This is a genomic window from Luteolibacter sp. Y139 (genome assembly GCF_038066715.1).
Lineage (GTDB): Bacteria > Verrucomicrobiota > Verrucomicrobiia > Verrucomicrobiales > Akkermansiaceae > Haloferula > Haloferula soli.
On the sequence record NZ_JBBUKT010000009.1, the window covers coordinates 281,570 to 303,740 of the forward strand.

The window sequence follows — 22,171 nt, forward strand, 5'->3', positions numbered from 1 at the left end:
ATGATGATCATGAAACGTTGGAACATTCTCCTTTGCTGCATCCTTCTCGTTCTAGGGGTAGCGGTGTTTCAGAAGCACCGTGAAGTGTCCGGGTTGCGTGAGAAAGCACGCCCGCATCTGGTGGCATCTGGAGGAGCCGAGCCTATCGGACCAACAAAACCTCATGGAGAGCGCCCGGAGAAATCGAGCGATGAAGGCTTCGAAGAAGACGAAGAGAACGAACTCATCGCCGGGATGAGCGCGTTCCGTCCCGATGGAGGCTTGTCGGAGGAGGCGATCAAGCGCTTGGGCCTCACCCAAGCGGAGGCCACAGCCGCGAATGAGGTGATGCATCAATTCCGGACGGAGGCAGAGACGGATTTGGCGCAGCGCCTGAAGCCGACGGCAAAGCATTCTGAAGATGGCCGTCTTCACCAAGGCTACTACGCTCGCGCCCGACGAGACCGGGGGCAGGCGCCGTTTGATGAATTGACGCTCGCCCTTGGATCGGTCGTCGGGCAGGACCGTTCGCGGCGGCTAATGAAGGCCTTCACTCACGGCGAACTTAGCGCGCGGCTGTGCAGGTTGGATCTGGAGCTTGAGGTGGTCCAGCCGGCGGAAGAGGGAAAGGAAGTGTGGGTGAGTTACGAGCTCCGAAGCCCGAGGGATGGTAAAGTCTGGGAGTCCAGCAGCGGGTCGTCGTTGCCGAAGTTCGAGCAGAAGTTCGGGAAGATCTTTGAAGTTGGAGAGGCTAGCGCTGAATGACGGTAGGCCTTGTTAGATGGGCGTCGACCGGCGACGCAGAATTCTTATCCCGTTCTTACCACTCGTCATCCAGGCTGCTGCTTGCGCCGATGCCGGTGACGACGATGACCTGTTGTAACTCGCGGTAGCGCTTGTCGTCGCTCGAGATCAGATCTTCCTTGGGAAGATCGGGGATCACCTTGACCGCCGCGAGATCGGTGGGGCCGAGGGTGACCTCGAAGTAGAGATGCTCGCCTTCTTCGACATCGAGGGTGCCGAGAGTACCGTCGTTCTCGTCGAGAGCCGGGCTCCAGCTGTCGTGGACGTTGCTGTGCTGCTCCGCATCGTTGACGAACAAGGAGAAGGGCTTCCGATTCAGGGACTGGAGCTTGGCGATGGTCATGCCGATCTGGACGCCATGCTTGCCGCGCCAGCGTGAGCCGGGATCGGTCACGAGGATGCTGGCCAGGATCTCGAACTTTTCCTTTTCGTGGAAGGTGACGTAGGCGCGACGAGTTGGGTCATCGGGAAAAAGCACGAGCCGTGGCTCAGGGGTGGTTTCCTTGCGCACGTTGGCCTTGCCGAAACGTGCTTCGAGATCCGCCACGGTGGTGGCTTCCGCGTAGTCGCCGGGCAGGAGGAGGAAGGCATCGGACGCCGGGGCGGCTGCGGGTTCTTCCGTTTTCGCCGGCTCCTTGGGCGCAGCTGCGGCTTCGGCACCTTTGGGTTTCTCGGCGGGTTTGCAGGAGACGAGGATCAGGGCTGCGCCGGTGATCCATGCACATGTGAGACGGAGAAGGGGAGACGCGCTCATGGCTTTTGCTGGGTGAGATCTTCCGCCGGCCAGTCGCGATGCAGGTCGGGGTTGAAGGATTTCCATTCCCCGGTCTCGAGATCAATCGAGATGATCTGCATCGCCTGGTTCTCGCCCTCTTCTGTCATCGGCGAGTGCTCGACAGATGGGTCCGGGCCTAACATCAGCGCGTGGCGCTCGCCGGGGAGCCAGGCACTCACCGCGGAAAGTGGCAGCGCCTTGCTCCATGCCGGGCGACCTGCGGGACCGGTGATGCGGGCGATCTGCATGCGCCCGGTTTCGCCAAGCCGATCGCGCGAGAGCACGAAGACGCTCGGTGGGTCCTTCCGCCACATGGCCGTTTGCTGGTCCCACGTGGGAGATTCCTGCGTGAGAAGCCCGCCCATCAAGAACTCAGGGCTTTCGGGCAATGGGATGGGCTCGAGAAATTGCCAGCGCGGGCCAAGGAACTCGTCGATCTTCTTCAAGCGTGCGCGATACAGCTTGTGGCGCATCGGCTCGCTGAAGTTCACCTGATTGCCGATCGTCTTGCGCGTGGTTGCCTCTTCCAATTCGGAGTCGGCGATGAGACCCAGCCAGTCCTGATCGGCATCCGGCCGCTGGATGTTCACGCCGCGCACCATGGCGCGCCACTCCATGCCATTGCTCAACCGCTCGACCTTGGTGCGGCCGGGTGTCTTCCCGTCGTTTTCCTTTTTGGGTGCAACATAGGGAGTTGCTTCCAGGGTCAGCGGATCAATCCGCACCTGCCGTGCATCATCCAGCCTCACGATCATCCCGACGCTGGCGTCGAATTTCAGCGGCTGCATTGATTCCGTTAGAAACATGCCGGTGCCCGGTGGTTTCGGTATCAGGCCTTTCAGCGAGGGATTGCGCGCCTCGATCTTCGCGCTATCGGCGATGGTCGCGCCGTCGGAGAGGCGGATGCCGACGAGTTCGGGAATACGTGCCCACAGGATTCCCTGTTCCTGGCCCATCGCGACGTAGTCACCATTGACCCTGTCTCTCTTCAGCCGTTTGCGAAAGACCGGTTGCGCGGTCGCGGCGTCGAGCGCCCAAAGGTCGACATTCAGCCACCCAATGGTCTTGCGGTTGGAACCTGAGCGCGAGCCGCCCACGTAGCTGATCCGCTTTTCCCACTGGCTGGTCAGGTAGTAGAGGCGGTCGCCCTTTTCATCGATGACCCGCACCGGGCCGCCGAGCATTTCCGGGGGCGTGAGGAAGATCTGCGACCCCCACTTGCCGAACTTCCAGAGAAGAGCGGCGGCGCCGAACAGGAGGATGAGCAGCAGGATGTTCTTCACGGGTAGGCGGCGGGCGAGAGGTTGATCCTAACAATCTCACCGGAATCCGCCCGGCGCAATCTCGCGGATCAATTCTCGAAGAACGACTCGTTGCTCAGCTTCCGCACCACCTCGCGTTCGGTCACGATCACGGTGGTTCCCGGTGTGAGCACGTCATCGACCTTGGCGGCGAATTCCGGGTTGAAGCGCAGGCGGCTGGCGACGGAATCGGCGTCGGCGAACATGGCGTCGCCGGTTTTCACGCTCAGCCAGCGGCGGGCCTTGTGTCCCGGGGCAAGCTTGCTGGGTTGATCGAGGGCGCCATCGAGCATGGTGAAGACGTGCTCGCCGAGGGCGGTCCAGCCGGTGACTTCCACTACGGCGCGGCCGATCGGGTTTCCTCCGCGATAGACGTAGATCATCTTGTCGGCGGAGCTGACCACGATGGTGATGGGGCCGGCCGCGCTGCGCTCGGGCTGCCACTCGTATTGGCCGGTGCCGAGTTGGGCGAGCATCTTGGGGGTGAAGTCCTTCGGCGCGAGAAGCTGGCCGGGATTGTCGGCGAGATAAGGCGTGGGCACCTTGCCGTCGCCGATGACCACAGTGCCGCCTTTCTCGGTCGCGGCGAAAAGGAGCTTCGAGAAATCATACGGCAGGCGAACGCAACCGTGGCTGGCAGGGAAGCCGGGGAGATTTCCCGAGTGCATCGCAATGCCGCTCCACGTGAGGCGCTGCATGTTTGGCATCGGCGCATTGTTGTAGGTCTTCGAGCGATGGGTCGCTTTCTTCTCGAGGATGGTGAAGACGCCGCCGGGAGTGGAGTGGCCTTTCGCGCCGGTGCTGACGGTCGAGCGGCCGATGAGGATGCCATTGCGATACACGTGCATCACTTGCTTCGGAACGCTGACCAGGATCATCAGCGGGCCGTTCGGAGAGAGCGCGGGATTCCACCAGTACTCGCCGGGCTGCAGTTCGCCCACCGGCTTGTTGACGGGGATGCCCTTGGTATGGGCCGCCGGGCGATCCATCGCGGGCGAAAGGGTGGTCAGAAGCGTGGTGGCGAGGACAGCGAGCAGGGTCGGGATTCTCATGGGGTGGGAAAGGAACCTTTAAGTTTGCTTTAGCGTATCAGGGCGGGAAACGGGTTCAAGCTTCCGTCCTTGGCGAAGGTGGGACCGATCCTCGAAAATTAACCGTGGAATGCTGCCTAACGGGGCAAGTTTCGCATGGACAAGGCCCGGCGCTTGAATCGTTGTCATACAACTTACCCGAGATGCCAAAGCTTCATTTCCTCCGGTGGTTTGCCGTGATCGCTTTGATGGTGCTGCTCCCGGCGTCGTCGTTGAGCGCATTCACCGATGCGGATGCCGACCTGGCCTACGATGCCTACAACACGGCCTTCTATCAGACGCAGACGAATGGCCGCGCCTACTACAAGGAGACCACCGATGGCGGGCATGCGTGGTTCTGGGGTCAGGCGAACATGATGGAGATGGTGGCGGATGCGTATGATCGCGCGCCATCGCAAGAGAAGCGGGACCGGCTGGCGGCGCTTTGCAAGGGCTTCATGGACTACCACGGCACGAGTTGGTCGTGGAATGAGTACAACGACGACATCATGTGGGCGTGCATCGTCTTCACGAAGACCTACCTCGCCACGGGTGACACGCAGTATCTCAGTCGCGCGACGGCGAACTTCGATGTGGTGTGGAATCGCGCGTGGGCGACGAGCGCTGGGGGTGGGCTGTATTGGAAAGGCACCGGCGGATCGAGGAATGCGTGCGTGAATTCGCCGGCCGCGATCGTGGCCACCATGCTCTACGATATTACGGGCAACACGGCCTACCTCGACAAGGCGATGAGCATCATCGCCTGGATGGACAGCACGTTGGTCCGGACCACCGGAGCGATCGACGATAACATCGGCAGCACCGGAACGATCACGGATTGGCACTTTACCTATAATCAAGGCACCTACGTCGGAGCCTGCAGCGCGCTCTACCGGATCACCGGGGAGCTTCCCTACCTGGACAATGCCATCAAGGCCGCGCGCTACACCCGGGACAGCATGTGCAATGCGGCGGGGATTTTCCCGAACCACGGGACCTCGGGTGATGGCGGCGGTTTCAATGGCATCGGCATCCGGTGGATCACCCGGATGGTGCGGGACCAAGGGCTGTGGGATGAGTTCTACCCGTGGCTGAAGGTGAATGCCGACACTGCGTGGAATATCCGCCGGGTGGCAGACAATCTTTCGTGGGCGAACTGGCGTGCGGCCACGCCGGCGGACTTGCTGTATGGGTTTGGTTGCTATGGCTCGGTCACCGCCATGCAAGTGGTGCCATCGACGGATCCGTCCGACATCACCGGTCTAGCAGGTCCGGCGGCCGCCTCGATCTATCAGGCGGAGAATGCGTCGCTGCAGGGAGGCGTGGTAGTCGCGACGGCGGTCTCCGGTTTCCGCGGCACGGGCTACGCGGATTACATCAATAGCCTGGGCGAAACGATCACCTTCACGGTGACGGCGGAGAAGGCGGGCCAGCATTGGGTTTCCTTCCGCTATGGCAATGGCGGCACGGTGAATCGTCCGGTGAAGATGAGGGTGAATGGCGTGGTCAATCAGGATCTTCCCTTCGCGCCGACCGGTGCGTGGACCTCGTGGTGGTATAGCCCCGGCGTGCTGGTCACGCTGAATGCCGGCTCGAATACAATCGCGCTCACGCCGAACCAGAACTCCGCACCGAATGTGGACCTGCTGTATTTGTGCGCGGCTCCGAAGAGTGCGCCGCCGGGGGCGACGATGCTTTTCGATGGCACGGCGTCATCGCTGACGGCGAATTGGAAGCGCGATGAAAACAGCACCGCGCCGACGTGGACCGTTTCCAATGGTGCGATGAGCGTGGTGCCGACGCCTGCTCGAAACGACATCTCCACGGTGAATGCGTATCGCGACTACAAGCTGCATCTCGAGTGGCTCGCGCCGCCGGGGGGACTTGGCCAGGACGCGGCGAACTCCGGGGTGAAGCTGCAAGGTCGCTATGAGATCCAGATCCTCAACACGCCGCGTGGACAGACTTCGTGGCCGACTACCGCGGCGGCGATTCTTGGAAAGAAGGCGGCTGCCGCGAATGCGAGCCTGGGGGCGGGGCATTGGCAGAGCTACGACATCGATTTCACCGCGCCGCGGTGGAATGGCAGCGTGAAGACCGCCGATGCACGCGTGACCGTTCGTTGGAATGGAGTGCTGGTGCAGGACAATGTCGCGCTGACGGCGGTCACGGATGGCTCGCTTGCGGAGGCACCGGGTCTTCAGCCGATCCTATTGCAGGCGGCCACGAGCACGGCCAGTGGTCCGGTTCGCTTCCGCAATGTGTGGGTGCTGCCGAAGCCGACCACGGTTTATGAAGCCGAGCTCGCGACCATGGCCGGGCCATTGACCGCCTCGGGGAATGCCGGATTCAGCGGCACGGGTTTCGCGGACTATGGCACGAACGTTGGTGAGACAATCACTTGGAATGTGGAAGCGGAGAAGACGGGCGATCATTGGATCTCCTTCCGCTATGCGAATGGGGTGACCACCACGCGCCCGCTGAATCTCACGGTGAATGGCAATGCGATCCAGCAGTTGCCCTTCGGTCCGAGTGGAGCATGGACGAGCTGGATCTTCACGAACGGTGTGAAGGTTCCTCTAACCGTCGGGACCAATACCATCCGGCTCACGTCCACGATCACTAATGGGCCGAACGTGGACTACCTCTACGTCAGCGGTCCGCCGCGCTCGGCACCGAGCGGTGCGCTGGTGTTGTTCGATGGCACGCAAGCCTCACTCACGCAGAATTGGCAGCGCGATGAAGATCACAGCGCGCCGAATTGGACGGTGGCGCAGGGAGCGATGGGTGTGGTCGCCTCGCCATCGAGGAATGACCTTTCGACCAAGGTCGGGTTCAAGGATTTCCAGCTTCATCTCGAGTGGCTCTCGCCGCCGGGAGGCTCGGGCCAGGATGCGGGGAACTCGGGCGTGAAGCTCCAGCGCGCGTATGAGATCCAGATCCTGAATACGGCGGCGGGCCAGGCAGCGGCCAACGATGGTGCCGGTGCGATCTTCCAGCAGAAGTCGCCGGATACGAACGCGAGCGTGGGTGCGGGGCAGTGGCAAACTTACGATGTCGAGTTCACCGCCGCGAAGTGGTCGGGGAATGTAAAGACCGCGAATGCCCGGGTGCGTGTTTATTGGAATGATGTGCTGGTCCACGATGACGTGGTGCTTTCACAGGGCACGGGTGGAGCTGCCGAAGCGCCGGGCTTCCAGCCGCTGCTGTTAGAGGCGCTTGCCAATAGCGCCAGTGGTCCGGTGCAGTTCCGGAACATCTGGGTCACGGGCGAATCCGGGGCGATCAGTCCGGTCACGCCGCAGGAGTTCTGGACCGAGTGGATGGACACGTCTGCTTTGACCGGCATTGATCGCGATGCGAACCGCGATACCGATGGCGACGGGCTCCCGAATTTCTGGGAGTACGTCACCGGCGGAAATCCGAAATCTTCCGATCTCACCGGCCCCGGTGGCGAGAGCCGTACGCCACGCATGGCGCTGGTGAATGACAGTGGGAATCGCTTCGCCGAGTTCACTTTCCTTCGCCGTGCGGATGCTGCGACGCGGGGCCTGGTGATTTCAGCGGAGTCTTCCACCACGCTCAACTCGACGCCGTGGACTGCGCGCACAATCACGCAGGTCGGCTCGCCGGTGCCGGTGGGTGATGGGACGCTGGAGCGAGTGAAAGTGCGGGTGAACCTGCCGCTGGGTGCGGAGACGAGGATGTTCCTGCGCTTGAAGGCGGATGTCGCGGCGGAGTGACTGATGAGGGCAGGGGACACTTTTGTCCCTCATCAAAGTGGTTGGCAACGATGCGTTGCCGTCATGTTTGATGCAATAGATGCCAATCGTCGTTTGACGGGCCAGTGAGAGGGGGAAGGGTTCCGACTGATTTCCCCCATGCTTCGGTTCTCATCCATTCTTGCTGTCTTTGTTTTGGCGAGCGTCTGGTGCTTTGCTGCTGTTCCCGCGGGCAGCAATCTCGGGTTTGAGAATGGTAACACGGGCTGGACTTTCCAGCTCGCGGGAATAGAGAGCGGGCCTTGTTATGAAGGAACGCACTACGCCGATTTGCGGAATGGCTACATCGAGCAGACCTTCACCGGACTGACTCCCGGAGCGACGCACACGCTGCGGCTGGCGTGCCTGTCGCAGGCGCCGAATGGCGAGCTTCACCACGCGGAGATCCTCATCGATGGGGTGGTGATCGCCGGCCTTCATCTCGGTCGCGCGAGTTCGGGGGAGGTGAATGAGTATCTCTCCGCGAATGCGTTCGAGTTCATCCCGGCGAAGGCAAGCGTGACGCTGCGGATCCGCTCGCTGCAATCCGGCAGTGCAGGGCTCATGATCGATGCGGTGCGCATCGATGCCGGACCCGCTCCGGCTCCGCCTGCTGCCGCGTGGTCGAGCCTGACGACGGTGGCGGATTCGCGGGGCGGTCGGCGGCTGGTGAATGGCAGCTTTGAGAGCGCCATCGTCAGTCCGGCTTCGAGTCCGGACAATTGCGGCCCGGCGGGCAATGATCACTTGAGCGGCCTCGCCTTGCCCGGCTGGCGGGTGACGCGGGGGAATGTGGATGTCATTCAATACGACAATGCGCTGGCGCCCGACGGTGCGAATGCACTCGATACGAATGGCCACGGCCCCGGCGGCATCGCGCAGACCATCACCGGCTTGTCGCCCGGTGCGGTCTACACGTTTTCCCTGCTCCATGCGCGGCACATCTACTGGGGCACCGCGCCGATGACCGGTGAGGTATGGGCGAACGGTCGCAAGGTCGCCTCGCTGGTCCGCACGATCAATCAAGGGTGGGACGATGGCTACGGGCTCGCGGAGGTCCCGGTGCTCGCCTCGGCCAGTGGTAGTCTCACGCTGGAAATCCGCTCCACGATCAACGATCAGGGCGGTAGCATTCTCTACGATGACCTCCGCCTGAAGGAGGGTGGCAATGCCTTCCTCGCCTGGTCACTTCATCATGGCGTCACTGCCGATCCACAGGCGGACGACGATCGGGATGGAGTGGTGAATGCGGTCGAGTTCCTGCTGCGTGGCGATCCGCGTTCGCGCACCGTGTTGCCCTTGATCCAGGGAAACCAGATCCAGGTGCCGCTCTCGGGCTTGGCACGTGCCGCCGGCTTCACCGATGTGCTCAAGACCAGCCGCACGCTCGGGACATGGGTCAATGCCGGCACGCCGGGCTGCGGTGTCAGTCTCATTTCCGATAGCTCGGCGCCGGGAGCCGATGGGGTGCGGGTCTATCAAATCGCGCCCGGCGAGCGGCGGATGTTCTGGCGGCATGAGGTGACGGCTCCGTAGGTCCAAGGGGGACGGCATTCAGCGGGTATATTTGGCGGCAGGCATCGGAATTGCCGTGCGGGGCCTGATTCCATTAGTGTTCGCCCGCCCTTATGAATATCCGGCCTGCTTTCCTTCGCCTCAGTGTGGTTCTCGGCACGCTGATGTGGCTGGGGCTCGGGGTTTGCGAGGAGGCGGGCGCGCGGGCCGGGGGAGCGGGGGGGCGTAGTTCCGGCAGCAGGAGCAGCAGCCGCAGCAGTGGTGGCAGTTCGCGCAGTAGCGGTGGTAGCTATCGCAGCAGTGGCGGTGGTGGGTTTTATCGGGTCTCGGGTTCCGATGCCGGTTGGTTCAAGTGGCTGTTCCTGGGAGTGGGTGTGGTGGTCCTGGTGATCATCATCCGCCGTGCGATGGAGGCCAACGAGGAGGAGATGCCCCTGCTGCCGAGTCCGCCTGCACCGGTTGGCGAGGAGGCTTTCCTGGCGGCGAATCCGGATTTCGATCCGGCGTTGTTCAAGGGCAAGGTCCGCAGCGCGTTCCTGAAGATCCAGGAGGCGTGGGCGGCGCAGGACATCTCGCAGATCCGCCCCTTCATCTCGGATGGCATGTACCAGCGCTTCGCCACGCAGTTCCGTATGATGGGGCTGCTGAAACAACGCAACGTCATCGAGAACGTCCGGATCTTCGGCGTGCACCCGGTCTTCTTCCGTACCGATGGCGCGTTCGATGCGATCGACGTGTGGGTGGGCGCCGACATGACCGACTCCTTCACCTGCGAGCTGGACCCTTCGATGAATTCGCAGGGTGGCGATCCCTTCGTCGAATACTGGTCCTTCATCCGCAAGCGCGGGGCGGCGGACTCCGGCTTCAATCTCTTCGCGGCCCAGAACTGTCCCTCGTGTGGTGCGGAGCTTCCGCGGGACATGGGCGAGCTGTGCCGTTGCTCGCACTGCCAGGTGCTGGTGAATAGCGGCGAGTTCGATTGGGTACTCGCGGAGATCACCCAGGAGGGCGACTACGGTCGATACTCGCGCATGGGCTCGCGCGTTTCCCCGGAGTTGCCGGATGCCATCGCTGCGGTGGCTCCGGAGGCACCGGACTTCTCGCAGCAGCTCGCCGAGGACAAGGCCAGCAATGCGTTCATGCAGATCATGACCGCCTATGCTACGAAGAAGCCGGCATCCGTCCGCCGCTTCGTGACCGATGAGCTCTTCGGCAGCATCTCGGCGAATATTTCCCCGGACCGCACCATCATCTTCAACCGGATCTACCTGAACGAATCCGTGCTGCTCGACGTGACGCGCGATGAGGGGGAATCAAAGCATCGGCTCGCCGTCGGCCTGTCCGCCAGCATGCAGCGCGTGGAGCTTCTGTCCGGAGGACGTCTTGCCTTGGTCGATTCCGAGGAGCAGCGCACCAATTTCGTCCTGTCCATGGAGCGGGACATCCACGCGGTGCCGGAGAAGGGATCGCTGTATCAGCACCAGTGCGCCAACTGCGGCGGGCGCGTCGGCGACTCCATCGACGTCAACTGTCAGTACTGCGGCTCGCCGCTGAACTCGACTCGCAATGAGTGGATCGTGTGTGGATTTGGGGAGAGCTGAGAGCTCCTTCGTTCTCTAATTTTCCGGGCACTTTAACGGGCGATGAGGTAAGGTGGCGGAACCTCCCATGAAAACGTGCCTCCCATTGGTCGCCACGGCCCTGCTGGCAGGGGCCGCCAGCGCAGGCGACATTACCATCTACAACGACCAACCCTTTCCGCGCCTGATCCGCCTGGGTCACAAGGGTAAGCTCTACGGTGGCTGGATCTACAGCGGCCAGCGGATCACCGTGCATGTCGATGAGACCCGCAAGGGAAAGCCGATGCTGCTGGTGGACACTCGCGAGTCGAATAGCAGTGGCAATAACTCCAAGTGGACCATGAAGGCTTACCCCTTGGCGAAAAAGGCCGAGCCCTTGTTCTATAACATGTCGTGGTTCCCGCGAGGCGTGTGAGTGACGATGGCCTGGACGTGATCTTCACCGCGGCAAGATCACCACGTTGTCGACGCGTGTCGCGGGTGGAGGATTGCCGCCATAGGTGCCGAAGCCGAATTGATCGCCGGCTTGGAGACTGAAGCCGGGGACGGGGACGTTCGTGAAGATGGTGTTTCCGTTAGAGATGAGCGACAGGCCCGTGGCAGGGGTGTAGCTGATGTTGATCGGAACGGGAGATTCCGAATTGAAGGCATACACCGGCAGCGAGGCGACCATGGTGCCATTCACCATCACGCGATAGCCATTCGGCAGCGGAGGATCGGCGAAGGGATAGAAGGTCTCAAAGGCGATGGTCAGATTATGCGGCGTGGCGGGGCCATTCAGTCCCCAGACGCCGGTGCCGAGATCGCCGACGGAGAAGGTCATGCCATTGCCGGCGATGAGCACGCCGGTGAGCATCTGGAGATTGAAGGTCGCGTTGAAACCGGTTTGGCCCGTCCATGCGGTGACGCCGTCAAGCACTGCCGAGCCAGCTTGGCCCGGATTGCCATTCGAGAGCTGGATGGTCCCTTCCGTCATCACCGCAGTGCCTCGCAAGGTGGCTCCGGTCGCGGTGCTGAAGTCATTGCTGTAATCATTCGCGACTTGTGTGCCGACGAGGCGGATGAAGTACTTCTGCGGGGCACTCGGCAACGTCACCGAGGTTCGCCGCACGCCGCCGGTCAGTTGCTCCACGATGGAACCCAGCGGGGCTGCCGTGGCCCATGTGTTGGTGGCGGGATTGCGGCTGCCGACACGTTGCCACGATCCGAGGTTGGTCGAGCCTTCCACCGACCACTGCACGTCCGGGCGCAGCGTCTGCGGGAGATTGAAGCGGGCTTGGGCAGAGGGCGAACCGGGAAGCACCTTTGGCAGGTCGCCTTGGCTGCCACCGTTCAGGCCGTATTCGATGAGGTTGGGGATGCCGTTGTGATTGGGATCGTCATTCGCGCCGCGCTGGCCTTCCGGTAACGAAGAGACCCAGGTGGTGAAATCCTCGGTGCTGCCTTGCAGCGGGATATCGATGATCTGGCCGTTCTGGCCAAGCGGGGCGAGGTTGTCGGTCCTCAGGCGCAGGGTGGCGGTAAACTTGCCTGCCGTCGGCGGGGTGAAATTCACCGTGTAGCTCTTGGACCAGCCGAGATCGATCGTCGATGGTAGTGCCGTGGCCAGTGAGAAGGCCCCTGCGGTATCGTTCAAGATCTGCGCACTGAGCACGCTCAAGCGAGCCAGCTTCGGTTGGTCGTAAACGGCCAGGTCCCATTCGATCGGCAGCGAGTCGCCATTGAGAATGTCGAAGCTCGCTTGCGAGGTTTGGCCGGGATTCGTCACCGGGCTGGTGAGGGTGCCTCCCGTCAGGCCGAAGACGAAGGGATTGGGTCCCACAATGCGGCCGTAGACATACACGTTGCTGGGCCGCGGGATGGAATCAATGGCAGGCAGGAAGTTGCCAGAGGCGAGCAGCACTTCCGATTTATAGGGCTGGTCCTTTGTCGGCACGGAGACCGAGACGGAGACGGGAGCGTCCGTTTTGGCGCGGTTGCTGTAGCTCTTCGATTCGCCGGGGAGGAAACCGTTGTTAGGCAAGTAGCCACTGGAGATCGCGAGGCCGCTGCCCTTCGAATGCGGATTGCCGTACTGGTTGGAGACCTTGAAGGAGAAGGTCGGCGAGCTGCCCTGGCGATAGTAGCGGACGATGTTCCGGTCGGCGGGCGTCTCCATCAGGTACTCGGGAGTATTCACCGGATACTCGGAGGTCGTCTCCTCCAGCACCAGGGACGGGTTCCCGTTGTCATTCAGGTAAAGGACACCCTGCGGAGCCGCGCCGTTGTAGAGCGTGCCGCGGACCGGCGTGCCCTTGATGGTGCGGACGGCTCCGTAGGGTGACCACTGTGCGCTCACCTCGAAGGGCTTGCTCTTGTCCATTGTGGTCAGCCACAGCTTGCCCTGGGGATTGTTTGTCTGCACCGGGCCGGTGCCACCGGCGGTGATCGCGGGATCATAGAGATAGCCCGCGTTCATCATCAGCGGCTGGGGTGTCGGCAGGTAGGCCACATTGCCGTTGGTGCCTTGTTGGGCGCTATCGGCGGGATCGACTGCGGCGATCTTCGGCGAGGGGAGCGTGGTGCCAGAGCGGACGTTGACGAAGGCCAGCAGGTCGTGGTTCGGGTAGAAGTTGATCAGGTCCAGCGGATCCATGCGGAAGACCACGGCATCGCAGTTCGAAGGCGGCGCGAGCTTGGTGGCGAGCTGCGTGAAGGTATCGGGTAGCGGGTTGCTGACGCCATAGGAGGCCGGGCCGCCGATCATCTTGGCGAAGCGCGGGGTCACGCCGGGCTTCAGGTTGGGCAGGGGCGGGAAGGGATTGCCGAGCGGGGAAACGTTCGAGACGTAGGGATTCTGCGCCGCGGCGAAGGTGCCGAAGGGCGCGTTCTGGGAGGTCCCGCTGAAGGAGTGGATCTGCACAAGGCCTGCCGGGGCGCTGCCGCCGCCGGAGACGTTGAATTGAGCGCCTTGGGGGTAGTACTCCGAGGCGACGATCTGGATATTGCCGCCGGAGCCACCCGAGCCGGTACCGCCCTTGCCGCCGGTGCCGCCCTTTCCTCCCGGGCCGCCGGGACCACCGGCACCGGATTGCAGGCTCAAGCTGGGATTGCCAGGAGAGCCGGGGCTGCCCGCCACTCCGTTCGTCCCAGCGGTGCCGTCCTCACCGGCCACGCCCGCGGTGCCCTTGGCCTCCCAAGTGGCGGCATTGAAGAAAACCCCGCGTACCAGCACCTGGATGCCGCCGCCACCGGCACCACCGCGGCCACCCACGCCGCCCTTGCCACCCGCGCCCCCGGCACCGCCTTTTCCGCCGTTGCCGCCGGCCACGACGGGGACGGCGATACCGCCCGAACCATTCGCGCCGCCGCCACCACCACAGCCGCCGACCCCGGCACCGAGGCCGAAGCCGCCGGTGGCTCCAGCGCCACCGCCGCAGCCCGCGCGCAGGTGAATCCCGGTGCCCGCCAGGGTATCGATCAGGCCATTCGGGCCGTTCACGCCGGTGGTGCCGTCGGCGCCGATGATGCCGGGGTTTCCCGGTCCGCCATTGCCGCCGCCGAAGGGTGTGGAGCTGCCCTGGATGCCCGGCTGTCCGCCGGTGCCGCCCGCGGGGATCGCTCCATTGAAGAGCACCACGGGGCCGCCGGTCGCGAGACCCGAGTAGCCCTGCCCGATGCCGAGGAACCACTGGTCGCCCTGCCCGACGCCGCCCGAGCCGCCGGCGGTGGAGGAGGCGTAGGTATTCTCCGGCGTGATCTGGACCGAGCCGACCTGCACATTGTAGATCGCCATCCGCTGGCCGTCCTCGCCCTTGGTCGCGGCACCGTTCTGGGTGCCACCTTGCCCGACCAGATAGCCCGGCGGGTCCTGCTTGGTATCGCGGAAATTCAGCGTCTCGATCGGCCGCGGGGTGGGCACGCCGCCATCACCGCCACCGGCCATGCCCAGCGCGCCGATCGCCGAGACGCCGACGTAGGAGCCGGACTCGAAGGTGACATCGCCGCCGAATTCCAGCACCACCAGGTGCGAGCCGGCGGACCAGATGCTCTGGTTCGCGGTCAGCGTGAATTGGTCCGCGGAGACGAAGAACCGCTCGGCCACCGGCGCGGGTGCCGAGGCCGTGTCGAAGCGGTCCAGGGTCACCGTGCCGAGATTGTGGATGGTGGCGTTGTTGATGTTCTGGATGCCGCTGCCGGAAATGAAATGGATGGCGGTATTCGCGCCGAAGCGGGCGTAGATCGCTCCGGTCACCGCGCTCATGTCCTCCGCGGTCGCGCCGTCGGTGCGCAGCAGGAAGGCATCGTGCACGGCCATCGCCGTCGGTGACGAAAGCGTCAGGGCTCCTAGCAGGATCCACAGGCCGGAACCTTGGTGACGGGTGTTAGAGAGGGTCCGGGGTCGCGGGGCATCGGAACTTTTCATGGGAGGGGGTCGCTGTTTGGGGTGGAAAAATCCTCACCTGCGGCGAGGAGTGAGGGGCGTCAGTCCGGCATCCGCCGTGCTGGCGCAGGACATGGCGCTGTCAGATCGACGATGTTCTGGTGAAGCGTCCACGCACGGCGGAAGGAGAAATCGACAATCCGCCGGTAGCGTTCGATAAGCTGCACGCGTCTTACCTATCGATGAAGGAAGCATCCCCCCGAAGCGCACCACGGAAGCCCAGGCAAGTTTCACCGCCGGAGAAGAAACCGGCGAAGCGCGACCAGCCGGATGGCCCTCCTTCCTCTCCTCTAACCGAGGCCGACCTGTGGCAGTCGCTCGCGCAGATCGCTGCCGGGGCGGAGGCTCCGCTGGAGCGGGCGCTGGCGGTGCTGGGGCCGTTTTACAAGGCGGACCGCGCCTGGGCCGGGCGCTACAATGACGCGCTCACCCACTTCTGGGGCTGCAGCGAATGGCTCGGGCCCGACATCGCCTCGCACATGCACGAGATCCAAGGCGTGCCGGTGGATCTCATCGGCGAGGCGCACCGGAAGTTCCTCCGCCATGAGCCGGTGATCATTCCCGATGTCGAGCGGATGCCCCGCCAACTCCGCGGCCTGCAGGCGGAGCTGCGCCGGGAAAGCGTGCGCTCGACCGTGGCCTTCCCGCTGGTGCGGGAGGGGAAGCTGACCGGCTTCTACGGCTTCGATCACGTGTGGGAACTGGCGAACTGGAGCAAGGCGGACATCGACCGGCTGCCCGCGCTTGGCAGCTACCTCGCGCGGCTGTTGCACCGCCACTTGTATCTCGCGCTGCCCGCCGACCTGCCTCCGCCGCCGCAGCGGTCGATCTTCGTCACCGAGCACAGCGGGATGAAGGCGCTGTCCAGCGATGCCGTGCTCTTCATCCGGGCCGATGGCGACTACAGCCGCGTCCACCTCACCGATGGCGGCAGCTACTTCGAGCGGCGGAGCCTGAAGAACTGGATCGGGCAACTTCCGCGCGAGCGGTTCCTGCGGGTGCACCAGAGCTACCTGGTGAATGGCGCGCGGATCGAGCGGCTCGACCGGGGACCGCGGTGGACGTTGAAGCTGCAAGGGCATCCGGAGGAGATTCCCGTGGGCCGGGCGTTCCGGCATGCGGTGAGGTTGCACATGGCTTTCTAAAGTAATCGGTGCTTTTGGGCTACAGCCAAGGAGGGGATACTACATTCCTATCACCTATCTACAACATTAGCAGATAGAAAGGCAATTGGCTCATGGGCCGTCGCCTTTGTTGGGATTTGAGCTTTTTTTCCTGGCTATTCTTCGAGGCTTTCCATCATTCGAGCTCCGCTCATTTTGGGCACTCGCCTTGGTTTCGGTGCCGCTTTCTGGGCTCGGAGAAGACTCTTTGAGTCTACGTGTCGTACCCAACTGTATCCGAGATTTTTTAATGATCTCTTTCCTCGCGTCTGGTGATGCAATTACAGTTGCAAAATCATTGTGAGCAAGTTCTAGTTGGCCTTCATTCTGAAACATTATGCCACGGTTAAATAAGGCTAATATTCTGCGGTCGGTTGAAGCCGTGGGTGTTTCAATCACAGTTGTATAGTCTATTATCGACTTCTGGCGGTTTCGTTTTTCTCCATAGCAGTAAGCTCGGCCCCAAAGAGCATTTGTTTTCCTTTGGTTAGGCGCGTCGGGCATGTTTATGATCGAGGTGTAATCTGAAATGGCTTTGTTGTAGTTCTTCCTTTTTTGATGGATTTGAGCTCGATTGTAGTAGGCTTTTGAGACCGCATCAGGTCGGTCTTGGGATATTTCGATGGCCGATGTGTGATCAACAATTGCCTTCTCTGGTTCTCCTGCTTTCGCATGGCACAGCGCTCGATTAATGAAAGCGTTGGCTCGGATTGCATTGGAAGCGTCGGGAATACTAACTGCGGCAGTGTAGTCGTTGATTGAGTTCGCTACTTCATTTTTGCTGGAGTATATTAGAGCCCGATTGAAATGGGTTTTGGCCCGGAGATCCGGCGGAGAAAAAGTTGACTCGATAACAGCACTATAATCGGCAAGTGCTTTTTCCGGATTTCCAGTTCTCCAAAAACAGACTCCTCGGCGAAAACGACCGAGGGCTAAGTCGGCTCCGTGCAGAGCATGGTTCTCAATAAGCGTATCGTAAACGCCCAATGCTAATGCATAGTTGCTTTCCCAATAGCGAAGATCGGCTTGACGCAGGAGTTGGGCTGTAGCCTCAGAATCCACACCTCCTTCGGTAGACGCTGCGGCCTCTGCAGCCGAAGATTGCGCTCGCAAATCAGGATCGCTTTTGCGAGCGAAATAGCGCTCATGCGCCTCCTTGAGTAAATTAAGGTTTTTTAGCAAGACTTCTGCTGGGGTGATTTCGGCACCAGAAAAGGCATTTGGTGGGTCCACTTCATCGCTCAGCCTAGGCAAGGGAAGGGCACTGCTCAGGTCTATTTTTTCCATTTCTCGGCTCAAAAGCATCAGAGGTTCCACCAAGAGCTCAGGAAGATGCAGGCTAGGAGCAAGTGCTGTATAGAGACGGGCCATGAAATCGCTTGCATCGTCTATTTTTACAAAGAAGGCGTCCCCAGCATGCTGCTCAAGAAAGTTAGCGATTTCCGGTGGGAGCGATGATTCATTGCGCCCGAGCCAATAAAGACCATGAGGAAAGTGTTGGCATCGTCTTAGAGCGTCGGTAAGGCAATCCTCCCATCCGCCAGAACCGAGAACTATGACACCATGCTGACCTAAATAACCTGCTAGGCTTGCCGAATGTCGTTCGCGCATGGAATCAAGTTCGGCCTTGGTATTTGCGAGAAAGGGCCGATGTATGCTGCCATGAACATGAACAAGTTGAATTGCTGTATGATCGGATTCTCCTGTGAGATCTAACTGAAGAAGATCGGGCTGATCGATTGCGTAGTATAGCATGCTGACGAGTTGTAAGCTGACTTGTAGCAAGGGGTCGAAATTGGTTGTTAAAATTGTTCGGGCGAATGGTCGTCTCGCTCTGTAGCGTGCGGTTGGTTCGGGATTCGTGTTGCCCCGAGGTTGAAGCGCCAAAAGCGAAGCTAAATAAAAGTGCGTTCCATTCAGTTTTACTTTTCCATCGGTTCCCATTGTCAGCTCACGGAAAAATCGGCGCATTCTAGCGATGTCTTCGAAACCGCCGAGCGCTTCGCGATTAAACACCGCTCGGTACGCCGAGCCACAGTCATCGGGTAGCCCCTCTTGATTCAATATGAAGTTGATGAGCGGTTCCTTGAGTGAATCTTTGCGATCTTTGTTTCTGAAATAAAAATCGTTCCAAAAATGCTTCGCGCGAGCTTTCAGCAGTGATTTATCCTCGGTGGGATACAGTTCAGAATGAAATTGCTCGGGTAAATCATCTGCATCTAGGTGGAGAAGCCAATCGGGGATACATTCGTTAACCAGCTCTCTTGTCATTGGTGCTACGCCAGCACTAGCTCCAGCGCCGAGAATGAGACTGTAAGGAGGAGTCGTCGGTGCATTCTTTTCGCGTAAGACACGACACACCCGAGCAATCATCTCGTCTAATGTAAGGCGGGAAAACGAAGCCATGGACTACGTCTATCTTAGGGCGTTGCCGCTAGCGAGGCCAATCGATTCACGCTGTCATTGAAACTTGCTTCAGGGCATCGTGGCTTCTAGCCCTTCGGAGATTGTCTTTCCCCCGAGAAAATCTAATTGGAGGTATGCTTCTAAATTGGAGCGTTGATAAGATGAGGCCGCAAAAGGTTGACCCTTGCAAAGGGAACTGAATTTGCCGATTGATCGCACCGAGAGGTAGCAGTGAAATGACCATAGCGATGCGTTTGTTCTTCGCAGCGATGGTATTGCTGGCGGCGGCTCGGATGGGTGTGGCGCAGGATGTTGGTGCGCAGCCGGCGGGTGCTAACTCTGAACCCGTAGTCCTGACGAGGGCGGCAGCGATTCGTTCTTTGCCCTCGGAGAAAGCAGCGGAGGGCCGGGCGGTGGACTTGAAGGGGGTGGTGACTTGGCGGAGTGCGCGGCGGAATCATGCGATCATCGTTCATGATGGGGAGACGGCGGTTTGGGTGACGTTGCTGGGGATGAGTTCGCTGTGGGAGCGGGGTTTGGCGCCGGAGCCGCCGGTGTGTGAGCCGGGGACCTTGGTGAGGGTGAAGGGGAAGACGGGGCCGGGCGGGTATGCGCCGGTGGTGGTAGCGGAGGCGTTGGAGCCATTGGGGACGGCGCCGTTGCCGGAGCCGTTGAGATTGCCGGTGGAGGAGTTGCTTTCGGGGAGCAGGGATGCGCAGCCGGTGGAGGTGGAGGGGGTGGTGCAGGAGGTGACGAAGCCGGATGGCGCGGGGGTGGCCTCGGCGATGATGGTGACGGGAGGGCATGTGTGCCGGGTGGATGTGGAGCGGGGGACGGAGCTGGATCGCGAGCAGCTGATCGATGCGCGGGTGCGGGTGCGCGGGGCGTTGACGCCGCTCTTCAACCTGCGGTCGCAATTGACGGCGCTGAAGCTGAGCACGAACGGGCGGGACGATTTCCAGGTGATGCGGCCGGCGCCTGCGGATCCCTTCCAATCGACGCGGGTGCCGCTGGGGAACCTGCGGAAGTTCTCACCGGATGCGAATCCGTATCACCGGGTGGTGACGGGCGGGGTGGTGACGTTCGCGATGCCGGGGGAGTTCTTTTTCCTGCAGGACGGGGCGACGGGGGTGCGGGTGAATTCGCTGGAGGCGGAGGTGGCCGTGGGGGATGTGGTGGAGGTGGCGGCCTTCGTGGATACGACGCGGACGCTGGCGGCGCTGAATGGCGCGGTGGTGAAGAAGACGGGCCGGGCGGAGGTGCCGCCGCCGGAGACGATCGAGGCGACGGGGATCCTGCAGCCGCAGTTCCGCGATTCCTCGCGGCGGGTGGCGTTGGCGGATTACGATGGGCGGCTGGTGAGCCTGGTGACGCACGTGAGGCGGGTGGAGGCGTTGGATGAAAAGGGCGGGCTGGGGGTGATCGCGGAGTCGGACGGGCAGGCGTTCGCGGCGGTGCTGGCATCGAGCGGCGCGGCGGTGCCGACGGCGCTCCGGGAGAAGCTGGTGCCGGGGGCGGAGGTGCGTTTCACGGGCTTGTGCGACCTGACCTTCGCGGAGAAGACGCCGAAGCTGGATTTGATCGGGATCACGGGATTCCGGCTGTGGCTGCGTTCGCCGGAGGACATGGTGGTGCTGAAGTCGCCGCCGTGGTGGACGGCGGGGCGATTGCAGGCGGTCTTAATTACGGTGGGTCTCGTACTTGCGCTAGCGGTGGCGTCGAACATCGCGCTGCGGCGTGTCTTGAAACGGAGGACGCGGCGGTTGGAGGAGGTGATGCGGCTGCACCGGGATTCCGAGCTGGAGTTTCATGCGGCGCGGGAAGAGCGGCATCGGCTGGCGGCGGACATGCACGATGGCCTTCAGCAGCTGCTGGTGAGTGCGGCGTATCGGATGGAAGCGGCGGCGGCGCGGATGGGCGAGGGGCCGGCGAGCGCGAAGGATCAATTGACGGCGGCGCACGGGGCGCTGACGCGGGCGCAATCGGGATTGCGCGAGTGCATCTGGGGGCTGAAGCAGGTGGACGATGCGGAGGAGGATGACTTCGCGGCCTTGCTAAGGCATGCGGCGGGCACGGTGGAGCATTGGCCGAAGGGGCTGGTGACGGTGGAGGTGGAGGGCGAGCCTTACAGTCTCTCGCGGCAGGTGATGGGGAGTCTCCTCATGCTGATGCAGGAGGCGGTGGGGAATGCGTGCAAGCACGGGAAGGCGTCTGCGGTGAAGGTGACGCTGCACTATTTCCCGGAGCGATTCGAGATGGCGATCCGCGACAACGGGCGGGGCTTCGATCCGGAGCAGGCACCGGGGACGCGGCAGGGGCACCACGGGCTGGAATCGATGCGGCTCAGGATGAAGTGGCTGGGCGGTCAGCTGAAGGTGACGAGCCATCCGGGGAATGGGACTCTCATTGTTTGCCAGGTGAGCCGGACGGCGGCGGAGGCGCTGCTGACGAATACGGGGAAGGGCGGGCATCCTGGGGCGGGGGAAACGGGAGCTTGAGCGAAGGGGGCGAGCGATATGGCAGGGGACGAAAACGAGCGAAAAACTACCCGCGGGAGGGATGGACGTCCCGGGCGCGGGAGGTCAGGCCTTGGCATGGACGGAAAGATCCGGCTGCTGATCGTGGATGATCACGCGATGGTGAGGGAGGGCCTCGAGGCGATGCTCTCGGTGGACCCGCGTTTCGAAAGCATTCTAACAGCGGCGTCGCGGGATGAGACGATGCAGGTGCTGGAGGAGTCGCGGCCGCATTTGATTTTGTTAGACCTGCGGATGCCGGGGTTTGATGGCTTCAATGTGCTGGATACAGTGCTGGCGCGTTGGCCGGAGATGCGGGTCTTGATTCTATCGGCAGGGGCGACGGGGCCGGAGATCTATTTGGCGCGGCGGACCGGAGCGCGCGGGTACATTTGCAAGACGGCGAAGCGGGATGCGCTGCTGAAGGCGATCGATACGGTGATTCGGGGCGGCTTGTATTTCGAAGATGATGCGGTGCCGGATGAGGGGGATGTGACCTTGTCCGCGCGGGAGCTGGAGGTGTTGCGGCAGCTGGGGCGGAGTCTTTCGGCGGAAGAGCTGGGTGTGGTGCTGGGGATCAGCAAGCACACGGTGAAGAGTCACCTGAAGGCGATCTTCCAGAAGCTCGGTGTGGCGGGTCAGGCAGAGGCGGTTTCGCGGGCGTACGAGATGGGGATTATCACGGTGGAGAAGGGGAGGTGATGTCTTCGTGGGCGCGGTGGTGACACCGCGTGAAGCTACCGGAGAGGCGGACGTTACCCTTGCTTCTCGCGTTCTCACCACCGCGCCTACGAAGAGACGAGGCGAATAATCCCTCCGGGGAGGGATAGTGGAAATCCTGCGGATGGAATTGGCTTGGGACTGATGCGGGTAAGCCC

General features: G+C 62.0%; 14 protein-coding genes. 8 read left to right on the forward strand and 6 right to left on the reverse strand.

Going from position 1 to position 22,171, the window contains the following annotated elements; translation table 11 throughout:
* Positions 1–9: 9 nt before the first annotated feature.
* Entirely contained in the window at positions 10–744 is a 735-nt protein-coding gene (locus WKV53_RS21165) for a hypothetical protein (protein ID WP_341406799.1), read from the forward strand.
* A 55-nt stretch (positions 745–799) separates the two neighbouring features.
* Here WKV53_RS21165 and WKV53_RS21170 read toward each other — a convergent pair whose 3' ends face one another.
* The 3 genes from WKV53_RS21170 to WKV53_RS21180 form a co-directional block, all read right to left on the reverse strand.
* Entirely contained in the window at positions 800–1,537 is a 738-nt protein-coding gene (locus WKV53_RS21170) for a hypothetical protein (protein ID WP_341406800.1), read from the reverse strand.
* Complete coding sequence (locus WKV53_RS21175) at positions 1,534–2,841, reverse strand: PA2928 family protein (protein WP_341406802.1); 1,308 nt, start codon at positions 2,839–2,841, stop codon at positions 1,534–1,536. Before WKV53_RS21175 ends, WKV53_RS21170 begins: the two co-directional genes overlap by 4 nt.
* A 68-nt stretch (positions 2,842–2,909) precedes the next feature.
* Positions 2,910–3,911 (reverse strand): L,D-transpeptidase family protein, encoded by a 1,002-nt coding sequence (locus WKV53_RS21180; RefSeq protein WP_341406803.1) that lies wholly within the window; start codon positions 3,909–3,911, stop codon positions 2,910–2,912.
* A 182-nt stretch (positions 3,912–4,093) separates the two neighbouring features.
* Here WKV53_RS21180 and WKV53_RS21185 point away from each other — a divergent pair, with 182 nt between their 5' ends.
* From WKV53_RS21185 to WKV53_RS21200, 4 genes are all read left to right on the forward strand, one after another.
* Positions 4,094–7,672: a 3-keto-alpha-glucoside-1,2-lyase-like domain-containing protein gene (locus tag WKV53_RS21185; protein ID WP_341406804.1), complete on the forward strand. Its 3,579-nt coding sequence runs from the start codon at positions 4,094–4,096 to the stop codon at positions 7,670–7,672.
* A 138-nt stretch (positions 7,673–7,810) separates the two neighbouring features.
* Entirely contained in the window at positions 7,811–9,226 is a 1,416-nt protein-coding gene (locus WKV53_RS21190; protein ID WP_341406805.1) for a carbohydrate binding domain-containing protein, read from the forward strand.
* Between the two features lie 92 nt (positions 9,227–9,318).
* Entirely contained in the window at positions 9,319–10,806 is a 1,488-nt protein-coding gene (locus tag WKV53_RS21195; RefSeq protein ID WP_341406806.1) for a TIM44-like domain-containing protein, read from the forward strand.
* A gap of 67 nt (positions 10,807–10,873) precedes the next feature.
* A complete protein-coding gene (locus WKV53_RS21200; RefSeq protein WP_341406807.1) occupies positions 10,874–11,200 on the forward strand; it encodes a hypothetical protein in 327 nt (108 codons plus the stop codon).
* A 24-nt stretch (positions 11,201–11,224) separates the two neighbouring features.
* Here the strand turns inward: WKV53_RS21200 and WKV53_RS21205 are convergent, their stop codons facing one another.
* Both WKV53_RS21205 and WKV53_RS21210 read right to left on the reverse strand, forming a co-directional pair.
* Positions 11,225–15,190 carry an L-type lectin family protein gene (locus WKV53_RS21205; protein ID WP_341406808.1) on the reverse strand — a complete coding sequence of 1,322 codons (3,966 nt, stop codon included), beginning with the start codon at positions 15,188–15,190 and terminating at the stop codon, positions 11,225–11,227.
* A 59-nt stretch (positions 15,191–15,249) separates the two neighbouring features.
* Positions 15,250–15,375 carry a hypothetical protein gene (locus WKV53_RS21210; RefSeq protein ID WP_341406809.1) on the reverse strand — a complete coding sequence of 42 codons (126 nt, stop codon included), beginning with the start codon at positions 15,373–15,375 and terminating at the stop codon, positions 15,250–15,252.
* Positions 15,376–15,390: 15 nt separating this feature from the next.
* Here WKV53_RS21210 and WKV53_RS21215 point away from each other — a divergent pair, with 15 nt between their 5' ends.
* Entirely contained in the window at positions 15,391–16,353 is a 963-nt protein-coding gene (locus WKV53_RS21215) for a LytTR family transcriptional regulator DNA-binding domain-containing protein (RefSeq protein ID WP_341406810.1), read from the forward strand.
* 90 nt (positions 16,354–16,443) lie between these two features.
* Here WKV53_RS21215 and WKV53_RS21220 read toward each other — a convergent pair whose 3' ends face one another.
* Positions 16,444–18,777: a hypothetical protein gene (locus tag WKV53_RS21220; protein WP_341406811.1), complete on the reverse strand. Its 2,334-nt coding sequence runs from the start codon at positions 18,775–18,777 to the stop codon at positions 16,444–16,446.
* A 248-nt stretch (positions 18,778–19,025) separates the two neighbouring features.
* On the opposite strand from WKV53_RS21220, the gene WKV53_RS21225 reads away from it, so the two are divergent.
* Positions 19,026–21,275 (forward strand): sensor histidine kinase, encoded by a 2,250-nt coding sequence (locus WKV53_RS21225; protein ID WP_341406812.1) that lies wholly within the window; start codon positions 19,026–19,028, stop codon positions 21,273–21,275.
* A gap of 96 nt (positions 21,276–21,371) precedes the next feature.
* The gene (locus WKV53_RS21230; protein WP_341406813.1) at positions 21,372–21,995 is read left to right on the forward strand and encodes a response regulator; all 624 of its coding nucleotides are present in this window, start codon (positions 21,372–21,374) and stop codon (positions 21,993–21,995) included.
* Positions 21,996–22,171: the final 176 nt, after the last annotated feature.